Here is a 15,146-nt window from a genome sequence, read left to right on the forward strand (position 1 = left end):
CTTTTCTTGTTTTCTTGACCCTACATTAGATTCTTCTGAGTCCTTGTGTCAAGCCTAATTGAGATGCTCTTACCCTGAAAAAAATGGTGGAATAATTATGGTAAAGCTACCTACCCTAACGCTAGTTCTATCTTGGCAAAATGTGATGGGTGAGGTAGTAATAATGCTAATCATTATATTTTTAAATCAGATTTGCATAAATTAGTTAATGAAATAGGAATAGAGATCGGAATTGCTCATTATCCTCCTTATATATCTAAATATAATCCGCTCAAACATATAGCCTTTCTCAGAAAGATGAGGTACTCATGGGCATAGGGCATACCTCACTTTTTTAAGAACCGCTATAGACTTTTTCCTCATATTACCAGGGCTTGTCAAGGAGTAATTTTTACAAGTTTAGAATTAGTCAAAGCTCTCGTCGAAAAAACTCACACTAAAACGGGACTATCTGTAGCTGTAAATATCCTTAATAAAGTTTATAAAACTGGTAGGAAGGTAGCTGATAACTTCAAAAATACTATGCAAATTCTTTTTGACGAATATTTGCCCAAATGGAATTATCGAGCCGTACCCCAACCTGAGTAATTCATTAAATTATTTATTTTTCATTCCTTAGCAGGTTGGATGCTCTGTTTAGGCTTTAAATTTGTTTAAATCTCGTTAACTTAACTCCAGCAGCCCAGAAGAGACAGGCAAACCATCCTGAAATACCAGCAATTCTCCTGGCTGAATTTGCGTCCAAACTTCGTTATCAGTCAGCGGAAAAGTGGCAATAACAGCCACGCGATCGCCCTCATTGGTCAATTCCCGAAAATCGACTGTTACATCTTCGTCGATCGAGTGAGCGCTAGCAAAAGGTGCTTGTCGCACAATATAATGCAGATTAGTAGAACAGTGGGTGAACAAGTGTTCTCCATCCGAAAGTAAATAATTAAAAATTCCGTACTCTGCCAAACTTTTAGTAATTTCCTCCAGTACCGGGTAAATTTCCGCTACAGCAGGCTTACTTTGAGGAAAAGTAGAGCGCAGCTTTTCTAATATCAAACAGAATGCTTTTTCGCTGTCAGTTTTGCCAACCGGTTTGTAAACTCCGGCACATTCTGGATAAAAATTTTCGAGATTTCCGTTGTGAGCAAACACCCAATAACGTCCCCATAGTTCCCGAATAAAAGGGTGGCAGTTTTCCAGAGCAATTTCGCCTTGCGTAGCTTTGCGGATGTGAGCAATGACGTTAGTTGAATGAATGGGATAGCGGCGCACTACTTCAGCAACCGGAGAAGCAATCGCAGGTTTAGAGTCTATAAAAAGGCGACATCCCAAACCTTCAAAGAAAGCAATTCCCCAACCGTCTTGATGAACGTCTGTTCTGCCACCTCTTGCAGAAAAACCCTCAAAAGAAAAGCAAATATCTGTTGGAACATTGCAGTTCATTCCCAGTAATTGGCACATAGCTTTTAAATTTCTGGAGTTTGGATAGATGTCGCAGCTATTGGCAGCTACAGATTGGCGATTATACTATTATAGTATGAATTGATTTAGCCTAATAAAAAAACACAATATTTTTTGATTTTAAACCGTCATGCTACTTAAAATTTAAAAAATGCGCGAAGCCAAGCTATCCCGTTCGTTAAGCGGGCCCGTTGCGGTAGGGAATCGCCCAAAATTCAATCGCGTTCCCCGGAGAACAGTCTTCATCGTTCCATTTGTCCTGCAATTTTGTTAATTAAATTTATGTAATATTCACTTTTGTGGGGGAAAGTCTGAAAGTTGTTTGATATCCTTCAAAACTATTTGAGGCTTCCCTTTGTACTGTTCTACCTTCCCACTGACATACACATATCCCCGTCCCAGACCCGCATAACGTTTCTCGATTAGCCGCTTCAAGGGAGCTCTTTCATCAGTTTCAGAATCCGGTATCCACAAATCTAATTTATGATACACCGAACCAGCATAAATTACAGCGCTGCCGCCGATCCTTTTAGTAATTCCCGCCTGCAAATCGCAGAAAATAGTAATAGATTTAGCTTTCTCAGAAGCCGCTAATATTTTCGGGTAGTCCAACCTCAAAGAAAGCGCTCCTGCGGTTGCTTCCGACAACCGAAATTCTTCAACAATCGAGCCTCGCATCGACCACCAAGGCAGTAAATTAGCATAGTTGCGAGAGGGGATTTTGGCATTGATAATCGGATTCCAAATCATCAGATTGTAAGCTTTTGCTGCCGATTCTGCCTCAGTCATTTGTCGGTGATACAATCTGGAGCGCCCGTATTTTACAAAGTAGGGACTCCAGCCTTCTTCAATCAGTTTAAGATTGTAATTTTCTCCGTCTTTATGTACGTAACAGAGGAGACGCCCGTAGTTGTCGCGGTGTTTTTGTAGAGCCACTTCAACCGAATCGTCTGTATCAAATTCTATGTCAATTTTAGCAAGTCCGCCATCTGCTGTCGCAAAGTATTTTTTAGCCATTTCCGTACCTGCTTTCCCCGCCGCAGTTACAGGTTTGGAGCCTCCCGGATGACTTTCTTCTGTATCGACGCAAATCAGCCGCAGAGACTCGGTTTTGCCGTTGAGAGAAATTTTGATGCTGTCGCCATCAACTACTTTAGTTATTTGCAGGTTCGGAATTCTGGTTGCCATATTTTGAACCCTGTTGCACTTGAGATTTCATGCAGGTATCGCTTGGAGTATACACGAGTTCGTTATCACTAGCAACTGTAATTTTTGTTGTTTGTATTAATATTTGTCAACTGTGGCGTATTTTATCAAGTCTGGGAAAAACTCTCGAAAATCTGATTCTAATCGCTGATAGTTAGCTGTCAAATCTTCTATGCCGCTTGCCAAGTTATTTGTCCGCTTGATTCGGGCAGACATTCTTGTAAGAGTGATGCCGATTTCGGCGATGTCCTGATAAGATGAAAGCAAGTCGCGGGCAATTATTGTGGGCAGCACCCGCTGGAGAGATTCAGGCAATATATCGCGGTTGTCTTGCAGGATTTTATAGACATGGCGAGAAAAATCGGGGAGCGGAATTTCTGAATATTCGAGCCAATTTTTAGCTAAGAAGTGGTCGTAAAACACGTCAATCAAAACTCCAGCAAACCTGCGTCTCTCGGCGCAAACAAGGCTTTTACTCGATCGCACTATTGCGTGAGAGTCGGTGTAGCTATCTACTTTGCGGTGCAAATCGATGCCTTTTCTAATTTCATCGGGATAAAGGTTGATTGCCGAACCTTTGACAAAATCTCCTAAGAGGTTGCCAATCAAGGATTCTGGCGTGCCTTTTGATAAGAATAGATGAGCCAAATAATTCATTAACTACACAACTGCATAACCTGTATGAGGTCTGACATCGGCGGGATGAAAACCTAAAACAATGGAATCCTTGGAAATTCCAGCAGCTACAAGTTCTTTTGTCACGCCGTATTCTGTCTCATCTCGCTGTACCCAAATCTTATCATCAATAATATCTATATGAACCAAACAGCCGTGAATTCGTTTGGCTTTATCCCAGCCTAAAGTAACTAGCAGGTAACAATCAGATTTTTCATCAAACACGGCTTTACAAATTATATCGCCATGAGAGTAAGGAATTTTTGTGTAAGGTTCGAGAACTGTTTTAATGGTGGTTCTAAAGTTAGCTAAAGTATCCATTTTACGATCGCCTCTTGATTTGGGTCGAATACAATCAGCTTGAGCTTTTCATCTTCAATCATTAATTGACCGATCGGTTCTTCAAATAGAGATTCATAGGTGATATCGCGAACAGCCAGATAAAGCGTATGTTCTGGATAAGTTCTCTGAAGCACAGATCGATAAATAGTAAATTGTCCGATCGCCTCTCTCAAGTCCTGCATTTCTGAATCGCTGACAAAGCTTTTGACTTCCACAGCAATTTTCTGTTCTCCTCGTTCTGCAGCCAGCACCTGTTTTGCTCCCAGATCCACATACATATCTTTTTTCCCCCATTTCAGATGGAGAGGATCGTGAGTAATTATCCACCCATCATTGAGGAGAGATTTTTTAACTGTATTGTGGTACAGGTCTAAAGCGGGCATAGAACAACACGAGCAATATAAGACTTCACGGTTATATAATAGCAAATTATTATGCAATAGAGCGATCGCCTAACTGTAGTATGCAGGCATCGCTGCACTCACGCTCAAATATTGCTTGCGATCGGCTACATCTCTCGACGGAACGCTCTAATAGCTTCCCCAGCATCAGTTTCCGCCATCAAAATACAGCGTTTCATCAAATCGAGATCGAGGTTATTGAGTCCGGGTAGCTGACTGCGATCGCTATTTTCATAGCTACCATCTTGGAGATGATATATCTTCAGTAATCCATCTTCCCAAAACCAAACCTCTGGAACACCCAAAGCTTTATAGCGCTCTAACTTACTGATTCCTCCACTGGTAAAGACAACTTCGATCGACAAATCTGGAATTGGTTTTACACTCCCGATGCAATAAGATTCATCTGCTTGCACAGAGACAACTCCCGATCTTTCCTGCGTCATTGCCCCTGTGGGCTTGAAGAAAATTCCCTGTTCGACGAGAAAGGTAGTCACTAAGTAACCGATAACATGAGCAAAAGTTTCGTGGTCTTCTCCGGGCATCAGAATCTCGATCGTCCCATCATAGTAAAATAGTCGCACTCTAGGGGAGCCTTCAAAGCCTTTTTGGATAAATTTAAACCGTTCCCACATTCCATCATAGACAATGCGCTGATCTGTGGTTTTGCTAAGTAGTGGCGGCATCGCGATCGACTCCATTCCAGAAGTTGTCTTGATTGTAGCTCATATTTTTAAGGTTTTTGTAACCGCAGATAAACAACGTCTTTGTGAAGTCACGACAGCACCGAATATTCATCAGGAATAGGGCCAGTGTATTCTATAGAAATTGACCGAACATCTTTAAATTTGGTCAAAGCTCGGTCTATTTCTTCTCGCTGCGGTGAATGAGCTAAGACTTCACCGCGAATCACATTCCATAAATCATCGGATTCAGTATCAGCAATTAGCACCCACTCGCGGGGATAGCGATCGCGTATTTCTGCCGCCGTCAAGATTTCCCCTGTGGGTTTGTAATCCGACCCATTGTTATTTTGAATCAGAACTTGAGAGGGCAGGTCGGTTTCTGCTTGAGTAATTTCTTCATTTAATAGTTGCCAAAGTCGGCGTTTTTCTTCGAGTTTGAGGGAGGCGATCGCATCTACTAGGACTTGAAAAGGAATTTGCAACTGTACAGTTTCTGGGAGCATGGCGCGTCTCAAGAGATGTTAATGAACCAAGGTTATCAATCTGGGTGAAGCGACTTATCTTCAACTTTTAAACTCCTAATCTGTTCGCGAATCACATCGGTTTTTGTTCTACCGCTGTTCGCGCAATAAGCTTCCAGCCGAAGCATTTCTACTTCAGGCAGGCGGATGGTTAGAACTTTAACGTTTTTACTCATACTGCAATTATACTGAAAAATGCAGTACAATTATAGCAGAGAAATGCGCCTTGGCAGAATGTTGCCGCACCATGCCAAGACGACTTCCCCGAAGTTGAACTTCCAACAAAGGAGCAATTTAATTATGATTCAAGATCCAGAAAAAGAACCAGAACGTTGGGATGAGCCGATTTTAGCGGATAACCCCAAGCAAGCGAAACAGGAGTGCCAAAAACGAGCCGATCGCTACCGAGTTGAATTAGAATCTGTAACTCAACCCGGAAAAGTCGAAAATCGCCCTCAAGTGTACCGTTGCAACTACAAGGAGAAAGAGTAATGGCTGTTCTGGAATGTGTAAAACCAGGTGCTAAATTCGGTCAAATTATTCTGGCCGTCGATCTTACTGTTGCCGGTGCTGTCGATCGCATTTTAGCAAAAATTCAAGACTTGGGATATGACCCAGAAATTCGTCATGTCAACTATCCGTCTGGAGTCCACGTCTTAGCAATTCTCAAAGACGAACAGCATTCTGAAGCAGTTGATGATGATTACTTGTTAGAGGATTGGCTACAGGTAAGGTCGCAAATTAACCCAGATGCGGTTCATCTGTGGCGCGGTAAATAAACCAATTAACAATTAAACCGCAGATAAACGCAGATGAGCTGATGGGAATTTCATCAGCGTTCATCCGCGTTCATCTGCCTACATCTGCGGTTACAAAATACCCCTACGCACCACCGCGCAACTTATCCAAAACCGTCCGATCTTCCAAAGTCGAAGTATCCCCAGAAACCTCTTGTCCCGCAGCCAAAGAACGCAGCAAACGCCGCATAATCTTCCCGCTTCGAGTCTTCGGTAAAGCATCAGTAAATCGAATTTCTCCCGGACGGGCGATCGCCCCAATTTCCTTAACAACGTGCTGCTTCAATTCCTTAGCCAATTCATCGCTAGGTTGCTGCGAGTTGTCCAGCGTGACAAAAGCCACAATTTCCTCACCTTTAATCTCATCCGGTTTACCAACAACCGCAGCTTCCGCCACCGCTGGATGCGATACCAAAGCTGACTCGACTTCCATTGTGCCGAGTCGGTGTCCGGCCACATTAATTACATCGTCAACGCGGCCCATTACCCAGAAATAACCGTCTTTGTCCTTGTGCGCGCCGTCCCCTGCAAAGTACACAAATTCGCCATCTTTCGGGTGCAAATATTCCCAATAAGTGCGGCGGAAGCGATCGGCATCGTTGTAAAGTGTCCGCATCATTCCCGGCCAAGGATGTTTCACCACTAAATAACCGCCGCTTTCGTTAGTTACTGGTTCGCCATCTTGGTCAACAACATCAGCCACAATTCCGGGGAACGGTAGGGTTGCAGAACCGGGTTTTGTAGGAATTGCACCGGGCAAAGCGGTAATCATAATTCCGCCGGTTTCTGTTTGCCACCAAGTATCGACGATCGGACAATTCGACTTGCCAATTACTCGTTGATACCACATCCAAGCTTCAGGATTGATCGGTTCGCCGACAGTTCCTAACAATCGTAAAGAGGACAAATTGCGCGCGTTGGGCAAGTGTTCGCCCATTTTCATGAATGTTCTGATCGCAGTAGGTGCAGTGTAGAAAACGGTGACGCCGTATTTTTCAATTACATCCCAAAAACAGCCAGGATTTGAAGGGCGAGGAGCACCTTCATACATTAAAGTTGTCGCACCGTTGGACAGCGGCCCGTAGACAATATAACTGTGTCCAGTAATCCAGCCGACATCAGCAGTACACCAGTAAACATCGGTATCTTGGAGGTCGAATATCCATTTGGTTGTCATGTGGGTATAAAGGTTATAACCACCGGTTGTATGGACGACACCTTTCGGTTTGCCGGTACTGCCACTGGTGTAGAGTACGAACAGCATATCTTCGCTGTCCATCGGTTCGGCGGGACAATTTGCCGATACACCTTTTTGCAAATCGTGCCACCAATGATCGCGCCCGGGTTCCATGTCAATTTTCTGTTTGGTGCGCTGAACTACGAGAACGTTGGTAACGCTGGGTGTGGCATTATTTGCTAATGCTTTGTCTACTTGTGTTTTGAGGCCGACGGCGGTATCTTTGCGGAAGCCACCGTCAGCGGTGATGACGAGTTTTGCTTGGCCGTCGTTGAGTCGATCGCGCAAAGCTTCTGCACTAAAACCGCCAAAAACAACGCTGTGTACTGCACCGATTCTGGCGCAGGCTAGCATGGCGATCGCAGCTTCGGGAATCATGGGCATATAAATGCCGACGCGATCGCCCTTTTGGACTCCCAATTGTTTGATGACGTTCGCCATTTGGCAGACTTCGCGGTGGAGTTGCGCGTAGGTGAGGGTGCGGGAGTCTCCGGGTTCGCCTTCCCAAATCAGGGCGGCTTTATTTTTGCGCCAAGTGGTTAAGTGGCGATCGAGACAATTGTAAGAAATATTAATTTTACCGTTGACAAACCATTTAGCAACAGGCGGCTGCCAGTCGAGCACGGTATCCCAGTTTTGGAACCAGTCTAATTCTTGGGCTGCAAGTTCTGCCCAGAATGCTTGGGGGTCAGCTTTGGCTTTGTCGTAGAGGGCTTGGTACTCTTCTAGGCTTTTGATGTGAGCTTTTTGGGAGAATTCAGCGGGCGGCTGAAATAGCCGTTTTTCATGCAGAATTGATTCGATGGTATCTTGCGACATTGCTTTTAACTTTAACTTCGGTTAGTCTTTTTAACTATTGTTTGCATAAGTTGGGGCAAAAGTATGTTTATTTTCCTTAAGACTTTGGGGAATTTTGTAAATGTTGGATCTGCATGAGAAATTAGAGCACTGGTAAATTGTAAATTCTATCTTCGTACTCATTCTCAAATGATGCTTCATAAATCAAAATCAGTTCGTCAATATTTTGACCAATACTCAGCTTGGAATTCAGGAGAAAGATTCCGGGAAGATGGCGATTTTGCTCTAAATGATCTGTTAAATGAACGGGCATAGAGCGGCGGTTGTTGGTAACAAGAATGAAATTGTGGATTTCGCACCAAATAAGAATTTCTGGATCGAGAGTCCCTTTAGAAGGTGCTGTTAGTTCTCCCACTGCTAGAACAACCAGATCGGGATTGCGTCTGCGAATTTGGCTAGGATAGGCAGGATCGACATTTTCATCAAAGAGATACTGGATTGCCATCAGCTTTTCTCCTTGCATCTCTTTCTGCTCTCAGTTTGCGAAGTTTTTCGGCCACAGGAGGAGGATTGCGGCGCTGTTCTTCTCGCATTTTTTCGCCCCATTCCAACCATTCGGTTATGTATTTACCGACTGCTTCTTTGTTGTGCAGGTAGTACAAAATGGTCGCATAAACTTGTTCGAGGGTGAGCGATGTATAAATGTTAGCTATTTCTTCGGGAGTTCGAGCGCGAAACAGGTATTCATAGAGAATGGTTTCGATGCCGATCCGGGAACCTTTGAGCCGAATATCGTCAGGTCTGAGGAAGTTGAAATAGTCTTCTAGTTGCGTGGTTTGGTGGTTGGCTTCATGAGATTGCTTCTCTTTATTAATGTCTGTTCCTTCTGGAACCAGCACAATTACTTCGGCTCGGCTGTTGCGATATAAATTGAGCGGTTCACCAACGCACAATTGTCCTCGATCGTCGATCGTTGCCATCACTTTAATTGCTTTCATACAATCTACCCGATTTACAGGAGCGATATCTGGTATGATTATATCATAACAAATCCGATGGTAATTCTTTTATAATTGACATAAACAGCCGATCGCACAAAAGCCATGACGCAAAATTTTGAAGCAAGCCAACTATCGCTAAATGACGTTCACCGCCTTCTCAAATTGGAAAGACAAACAGGAGGAGGATTTACTGATTTTTTCTCTCTGGAACCTCTGACGGATTTTGAACAGCAGGAATTATTGCAAATCAGCAATGACTTTTGGCGCTATCTAGAAGTGGGAAAGGTTTCTGAAGAATTGGTTAAGTTTTTGTCACTTTCACCGTTAATGAAATTAACGGGATTTTTTAAAGTTCCTGTGGTGCTGACAATGGAAGATAGCATCCCCATCGAGGTTGAGGATGCGGATACTTTAATTAAAGGCCGCTTGGATGTCTTAGCGGTAAATCAGCCGGATGCAGAGCTCGCGGCGGCACAGTTTTGGATTTTGGTAGTGGAGGCGAAAAATAGTGCGTTAGCGAAGCCCTCGAAGAGGATCGATCCTTGGGCCGGTTTGCCGCAATTGCTGACTTATGCTTATAAAAGTTTGCAGCAGCAATCGTCTGTTTGGGGATTGACCACGAATGGACGTAACTATCAGTTTGTGTATCTGACGCGGGGAAATCCTTGTACTTATCAGATTTTACCGGAATTGAATTTGATTGACCGAGAGCGATCGCTCTTGTTGGCGCAAGTGTTGAAAGCGATTTGCAAGTTGCAGAATGTGCAGTTGCAGTTGGCTTAATCTCTGCAGTTAAAATCTGTGCTTACCCGTACTGCCTAGACAGATATTCTGTACCAATTTAGTCGTAATCGCCCTCTATCGTCGATGCCAAATGTTGTTAATTTCTGTTGGAAAAATGCTGGAAAATTTATAAATCAATATCTGTTAAAGAAATGCAATAGCTAGTGACATAATACCAATTATTTTATAGAATTATCAACGTTTAAACCCTGCAACTGAAGGTAAAAAAATGTCTGAACTTAGACAAAATTTAATTACCAGAGATTGGGTAATCATCGCCACCGAACGGGCGACAAGACCGGATCAATTCGCTAACAAAAAAAAGTCGGCTGCAGTAGTGCCCCCGCACCGTGCCGATTGCCCGTTTTGCGTGGGAAATGAGGAAGACGGAACCTTAGAAACTTGCCGTTTGGGCGATTCCCTACGGGATAGCTTCGCTTCACGCACGGGCTGGAAAGTCCGGGCAATTCACAACAAATATCCCGCCCTCTCCCCGACAGCCAAATGGATGAGGATATCATCGGGAATTCACCGCACGATGGCGGGAATCGGCGTGCACGAAGTAATTGTCGAACATCCGCGACACGATTTGACGACAGCTTTGTTGAGTGTTGAAGAAGTTGAAAACATACTTTTAGTATACCGCCAGCGCTATGTAGAAATTAGAAAAAATCCCCACATTGAAACTATTATTATCTTCAAAAATCACGGGGAAACTGCCGGAACTTCTCTCGAACACCCCCACTCGCAGATAGCAGCGACGCCCGTTGTACCCAGCCAATTTCGCAGCCGCATCGACGAAGCTATTAGATATTTTGATGACACCGGAGAATGTCTGTTTTGCCGAACTTTGGAAGATGAATTAGCGGCGGAGGAAAGAGTGATTTGTGAGAGTGAACATTTTGTGGCTTTTATCCCTTACGCTGCACTTTCACCGTTTCACACTTGGATTTTTCCGCGCCGACATTCCTCTTCATTTGATGACCTTACTGATGGGGAAATTACGGATCTTGCTGATACTTTGAAAACTGTACTGGCTAAGCTTTATTACGGATTAAACAATCCCGATTACAACTATACTATTCGATCGGCACCGATCGCCGAAGGGGGAACAAAATACTTTCACTGGTATATCGCAATTATTCCCAGAGTCACCAAGCAAGCTGGATTTGAGTTGGGCAGCGGGATGTTTATCAATACTGCTTTGCCCGAAGAAAGTGCAGCGTTTTTGCGATCGATCGAAATTCCTAGCGACAGTAATTTCCCCCCCATCTAAAGTATCCTACATCACAATAGGTCAAGTTTACTTAAACTGGGGGTGGAAATGCACCCAGCTATTCTGAGTTGCGAGTCTGCGTTGAGGGAAGAAATTGATATTATTTGAGATTTGAGATTAAAGAATTGGGCATAACGCATGATCTAATGGTTTAGATCACCGGCATAAATTTGGATTCTTTTTTAAACTGCTATAACTTACGCTCTCAAGTTAGGAACGTACAAATACTTATGGATTTTACCAAACTCACAATAAACTTTCGACATATTGCCAGCCGTCGTCGCTAAAAGTAGCTCTCAACATATCTCTAATTTTGGCATCGATCGATAATATTCCCTCACCCGATTCAACATTCTCGCCGATTTCGCAACTGTCTTCAGACATATGTTCTTGGATGTGGGCCAGAGTATCAGCGAAATTAGCCAGAAAATAATGTTCGTGCACCCACGCTGTTGGATCTGGTATTGCTGCACTCCCAAAAGCTCGATCGACTAAATCTTTTTTGGCAACATCGTCAGTCTGGTTTTTCATGTTGAGTTCGATTTAGGTAGAACTGGTAACTTATCCATTTTAAGCTTAATTGTCAACAGGAACGCGATCCCGATCGACCACAGCAGTGACAAATTTGTGTAGTTTGTGCGATCGCGATCCTAATTTTTTGGTCGCTCGCGTGTTATCATATTACCTCAAACTCGGTGGTCAATAATGTTCACATCGAGCAGAATACACTTGGGAATCATTCCGTGAACTCCTTTTTGAGGATTGTTAACAGCCTGCGTAATCCGAAAATTTACCGCAAGCGAACACAAAACATAAGCATCTTCCTCTTGGAAACCCGCAAACTTTTGCAGCCAATAAACCGTCTGTTTTACTGCCAGCTCAAACGCTTCATCTAATGTTCTACCGAATCCCATAATCACAATATGAGTGGGCGTTTCCGCAAACGGAAATATCAGAAATAAATCCTTGCGTAAGATGATCTGAATAGTCCCGTTCATCGAAGTTTCAATCGCAGTACCGTCAACTTCACCATCTCCTTGTGCCGAATGTCCGTCGCCAATGGACAGTAAACCGCCGCGCAGAAAAACAGGTAAAAATAACCGCGTTCCTGCTTGGAGTTCCTGATTGTCCATATTGCCGCCGTAGCGCTCTGGAGGAATAGAAGAACGGTTGATTTGTGCATTAGCAACGCCGATAATTCCAAAAAAAGGATGCAGGGGAATCCGAATGCCGCTACCTGTGGGAAATTCAGCAGTTTTTTGCTCTAAATCTAGCGGAATAAACCGCAATTTAGGTTCGGGGAAATACTCAGGTAAAGAACCCCATCCGGCGCGAATTGCATTAAATCCTACGGGCAAACTTGGGTAAACATCCTCAATGTGAATTTCTAAAACGTCTCCCGGTTCGGCATGGTTAACATAAATCGGGCCTGTCAGCAAGTGGGGCCCCGGCCCAACTTTGCGGTTGGGAGGCAAATTCTGACAAATATCTAAAAATTCGGGGGTGAGAAATTCGGGCGGCGCTTTGTCAGCAACATAATATCCTGAATAGGTTTCGATATCGATGCGATCGCCCGAATCGACAGTTAAAGCAGGTTCGATATTCGGAGAAAAACCGCCCAAGTGTACGGTTTTGCAGTTGGCTTTGAGAAGGTGGCGGGTCATGGGATTTTAGATTTTAGATTTTAGATTTTAGATTGAAGTCAGGGTGTTAAGAATGTTATATCGCAAGTCTCAGTCATTTTTGATTTTTTTTTATGAACCGCAGAGGGCGCAGAGGGCACAGAGAAAGAGAATGGAGAACTCAGAAGATTTCCAAAAAGGGTGGAGGTTTCTTTTATCGGAAATATTTTACTAATTTCTTAACTTTTTGATAACGTGGGTAGTTTAAAATTTAAAGTGGGTGGCGCGGGTTTATATATTATTGGGGTGGGGAGTTCTGTTTGGCTGGTGCAACCCGCCCTTACAAACTAATGACTAATGAATTATGTTAACGCCTTTGCCCAATAAAGTAGAATTTTCTCAAGGTTATTCTCGCAATCCCTGGTTTTTTGGTGTTTTGATTTTGATTGTCCTATTGCTAGGTTTCATGATGCAATCTTACCTTAACAAACCTCAGCTTTTAACCGACCCGTTTCTGCAAGTCCCAACAGCAAACTCGGTGCGAGTTGTCTGGTTCACAGAGTTTGCCGGTACTCGCAACACAGTTGATTACGGCGAAAATTTGAATCAAGTCGTGACGGCAAATACTACCAAGCTAAGCCGCACTCGCGAAGACAAAGACTCGCGCATCTCCGATGAAATGAAACAAAGCATTATTGACAGCAATCCAATTGTCCGCGACATCTGGCGCCATGAAGCAGAAGTCCCCAATTTAATGCCCGGTGTTCGCATTCCTTATCGAGTCACTAGCGAAAGGAAAGACGGCGCATCTGTCAGCAGCAAAGTTTTCACTCTTTCTCCGACACCCGCAGCAGGAAGTGCGCTCAAAATTCTCCTCACTTCTGACCATCAATTGATGCCGATGACAGCAGCAAATCTCCAGAAAGTAGCCGAAACAATTGGCAGAGTTGACGCGGTTTTCATGGCAGGGGATTTAATTAATATACCCGATCGCGCTTCTGAATGGTTTGACGATTACCGAGGCCGCGCCTTCTTTCCGTCTCTGCAAGGTCGCGCATTTTCCGAACTCGACAAAAACGGCATCAAAACCGTTTACAGCGGCGGCGAACTGATTCAACACGCGCCTTTATTTCCGGCCATTGGCAATCACGAAATCATGGGTCGCTTTGCAACCAACAGCAAACTCGATGACCAATTTAACGATCCTTTTCCCCGCGCCGCTGCGGAGAAAATATACGCTCAACGTGCTGCCTCTTTGAATCTTAATAATGACTCTTCAGTGCGGGAAATCTGGCTAAAAAACAAGAGTTTTAATAGCGATACCTATGACGAAATTTTCAATTTACCTGGAGGCAAAAATTACTATGCTGTGACTTTTGGGGATGTACGCTTAGTGACTTTGTATGTTACGAATATCTGGCGGACTCCGAATTTAGATCCGCGTGCGAGAGGCAGGTATCGGGAACGGGACGAAGATTTTAATCATCCCGAAAAATGGGGATACGGACAGCATATTTTTGAGCCGATTGTCAAGGGCAGCGCTCAATATAATTGGCTGCAACAAGAGTTAAAAAGCTCGGAATTCCAGCAGGCAAAATATAAAATTGTGATGTTTCACCACCCGCCCCATTCTCTGGGTGACAATATTGTACCTGCTTATACTGACCCTGTGCAAATAGTCGATCGCGCTCTCGATGGCGAGATTAAAATGGTGCGTTACGAGTATCCGAAACAGCAAGATTATCTGATTCGGGATGTAGTGCCGCTACTAGAAACAGCGGGCGTGCAGTTGGTATTTTACGGACATTCGCACTTGTGGAATCGGTTTGTAAGTTCCAGCGGAATGCACTTTTTGGAGAGTTCTAATGTGGGCAACAGTTACGGTGCTTTTGCGGGGGAAAAGCGCCGATTTGTGCCGCCGGCATATCGGGAAGATTACAGCGCTATTGGAGACCCGAACGGATTGGAACCTGTGGTGCCGACTGTTGCGCCTTTGTTGGGAGAAGACGGGCGGCCGCTGCCGTATATTGATAGCAACGATATTACGGCTTTTACTATTTTTGATACGGGGGAGGGTACGGTTAGCAGCTACTATTTTGATACGCGGAAACCGGAGTCGGAAGTGGTGAAGTTTGATGAGTTTAATTTAACAAATTTGTAAATTGATTGAGTAGGGACAGGGCAGTGTTCAAAGCGTCTCAACTTAAGACTAAAACCCTCTATTTCTCTCGTTTGTATCCAAGTCTCGATCCCCCTAAATCCCCCTTAAGAAGCAGGGTGGATTAATTGTCAAAAGAGTAAACCAGTGGGGTTAGGCTATTTGCTGACGAGCACGCGCCAGATTTAATT

18 protein-coding genes and 1 pseudogene are annotated in these 15,146 nt (G+C 44.0%); 6 read left to right on the forward strand and 13 right to left on the reverse strand.

From position 1 onward, the window contains the following. Positions 1 to 165: 165 nt before the first annotated feature. Positions 166 to 588: pseudogene (locus QT984_RS28585) on the forward strand (ISAzo13-like element transposase-related protein); the annotation flags it as partial. A 75-nt stretch (positions 589 to 663) separates the two neighbouring features. Here the strand turns inward: QT984_RS28585 and QT984_RS28590 are convergent. From QT984_RS28590 to QT984_RS28625, 8 genes are all read right to left on the reverse strand, one after another. Next, entirely contained in the window at positions 664 to 1,452 is a 789-nt protein-coding gene (locus QT984_RS28590) for a class II glutamine amidotransferase (RefSeq protein WP_333053638.1), read from the reverse strand. Between the two features lie 291 nt (positions 1,453 to 1,743). After that, complete coding sequence (locus tag QT984_RS28595; RefSeq protein WP_333053639.1) at positions 1,744 to 2,640, reverse strand: thermonuclease family protein; 897 nt, start codon at positions 2,638 to 2,640, stop codon at positions 1,744 to 1,746. 96 nt (positions 2,641 to 2,736) lie between these two features. Continuing rightward, complete coding sequence (locus QT984_RS28600) at positions 2,737 to 3,315, reverse strand: ACP phosphodiesterase (RefSeq protein ID WP_333053640.1); 579 nt, start codon at positions 3,313 to 3,315, stop codon at positions 2,737 to 2,739. Between the two features lie 3 nt (positions 3,316 to 3,318). Continuing rightward, positions 3,319 to 3,654 (reverse strand): XisI protein, encoded by a 336-nt coding sequence (locus QT984_RS28605; RefSeq protein ID WP_190740648.1) that lies wholly within the window; start codon positions 3,652 to 3,654, stop codon positions 3,319 to 3,321. After that, positions 3,642 to 4,058, reverse strand: coding sequence for an element excision factor XisH family protein (locus QT984_RS28610; protein WP_333053641.1), 417 nt, complete (start codon positions 4,056 to 4,058; stop codon positions 3,642 to 3,644). The genes QT984_RS28605 and QT984_RS28610 overlap by 13 nt, the downstream gene beginning before the upstream one ends. Before the next feature lie 125 nt (positions 4,059 to 4,183). After that, positions 4,184 to 4,762: a Uma2 family endonuclease gene (locus QT984_RS28615; RefSeq protein ID WP_333053642.1), complete on the reverse strand. Its 579-nt coding sequence runs from the start codon at positions 4,760 to 4,762 to the stop codon at positions 4,184 to 4,186. An 89-nt stretch (positions 4,763 to 4,851) separates the two neighbouring features. Then, positions 4,852 to 5,265 (reverse strand): hypothetical protein, encoded by a 414-nt coding sequence (locus QT984_RS28620; RefSeq protein ID WP_333053643.1) that lies wholly within the window; start codon positions 5,263 to 5,265, stop codon positions 4,852 to 4,854. A 35-nt stretch (positions 5,266 to 5,300) separates the two neighbouring features. Beyond that, positions 5,301 to 5,459 (reverse strand): hypothetical protein, encoded by a 159-nt coding sequence (locus tag QT984_RS28625; RefSeq protein ID WP_333053645.1) that lies wholly within the window; start codon positions 5,457 to 5,459, stop codon positions 5,301 to 5,303. 19 nt (positions 5,460 to 5,478) lie between these two features. Here QT984_RS28625 and QT984_RS28630 point away from each other — a divergent pair, with 19 nt between their 5' ends. Together QT984_RS28630 and QT984_RS28635 are read left to right on the forward strand one after the other, a co-directional pair. Beyond that, positions 5,479 to 5,775, forward strand: a complete 297-nt coding sequence (locus tag QT984_RS28630) for a hypothetical protein (RefSeq protein ID WP_333053646.1) — start codon at positions 5,479 to 5,481, stop codon at positions 5,773 to 5,775. Then, entirely contained in the window at positions 5,775 to 6,062 is a 288-nt protein-coding gene (locus tag QT984_RS28635) for a hypothetical protein (RefSeq protein WP_333053647.1), read from the forward strand. The genes QT984_RS28630 and QT984_RS28635 overlap by 1 nt, the downstream gene beginning before the upstream one ends. A gap of 103 nt (positions 6,063 to 6,165) precedes the next feature. Here QT984_RS28635 and acs read toward each other — a convergent pair whose 3' ends face one another. The 3 genes from acs to QT984_RS28650 all read right to left on the reverse strand — a co-directional run bounded on the left by acs (position 6,166) and on the right by QT984_RS28650 (position 9,113). Then, positions 6,166 to 8,136: an acetate--CoA ligase gene (gene acs, locus QT984_RS28640; protein ID WP_333053648.1), complete on the reverse strand. Its 1,971-nt coding sequence runs from the start codon at positions 8,134 to 8,136 to the stop codon at positions 6,166 to 6,168. A 121-nt stretch (positions 8,137 to 8,257) separates the two neighbouring features. After that, positions 8,258 to 8,620, reverse strand: coding sequence for a DUF5615 family PIN-like protein (locus QT984_RS28645; RefSeq protein WP_333053649.1), 363 nt, complete (start codon positions 8,618 to 8,620; stop codon positions 8,258 to 8,260). Then, positions 8,598 to 9,113 carry a DUF433 domain-containing protein gene (locus QT984_RS28650; RefSeq protein WP_445243013.1) on the reverse strand — a complete coding sequence of 172 codons (516 nt, stop codon included), beginning with the start codon at positions 9,111 to 9,113 and terminating at the stop codon, positions 8,598 to 8,600. The genes QT984_RS28645 and QT984_RS28650 overlap by 23 nt, the downstream gene beginning before the upstream one ends. Before the next feature lie 105 nt (positions 9,114 to 9,218). Here QT984_RS28650 and QT984_RS28655 point away from each other — a divergent pair, with 105 nt between their 5' ends. Both QT984_RS28655 and galT read left to right on the forward strand, forming a co-directional pair. Next, positions 9,219 to 9,899, forward strand: a complete 681-nt coding sequence (locus QT984_RS28655) for a restriction endonuclease subunit R (protein ID WP_333053650.1) — start codon at positions 9,219 to 9,221, stop codon at positions 9,897 to 9,899. Between the two features lie 229 nt (positions 9,900 to 10,128). Next, positions 10,129 to 11,175: a galactose-1-phosphate uridylyltransferase gene (galT, locus tag QT984_RS28660; protein WP_333053651.1), complete on the forward strand. Its 1,047-nt coding sequence runs from the start codon at positions 10,129 to 10,131 to the stop codon at positions 11,173 to 11,175. Between the two features lie 246 nt (positions 11,176 to 11,421). Here galT and QT984_RS28665 read toward each other — a convergent pair whose 3' ends face one another. Both QT984_RS28665 and QT984_RS28670 read right to left on the reverse strand, forming a co-directional pair. Then, positions 11,422 to 11,706, reverse strand: coding sequence for a hypothetical protein (locus tag QT984_RS28665; RefSeq protein ID WP_333053652.1), 285 nt, complete (start codon positions 11,704 to 11,706; stop codon positions 11,422 to 11,424). Positions 11,707 to 11,861: 155 nt separating this feature from the next. After that, positions 11,862 to 12,839, reverse strand: coding sequence for an acetamidase/formamidase family protein (locus tag QT984_RS28670; RefSeq protein WP_333053653.1), 978 nt, complete (start codon positions 12,837 to 12,839; stop codon positions 11,862 to 11,864). Positions 12,840 to 13,161: 322 nt separating this feature from the next. Between QT984_RS28670 and QT984_RS28675 the strand changes: the two genes are divergently transcribed. Further along, complete coding sequence (locus QT984_RS28675; RefSeq protein ID WP_333208147.1) at positions 13,162 to 14,958, forward strand: metallophosphoesterase family protein; 1,797 nt, start codon at positions 13,162 to 13,164, stop codon at positions 14,956 to 14,958. Positions 14,959 to 15,146 lie beyond the last annotated feature (188 nt).

The sequence above is a fragment of the Microcoleus sp. Z1_B2 genome (genome assembly GCF_036700325.1).
Lineage (GTDB): Bacteria > Cyanobacteriota > Cyanobacteriia > Cyanobacteriales > Microcoleaceae > Microcoleus.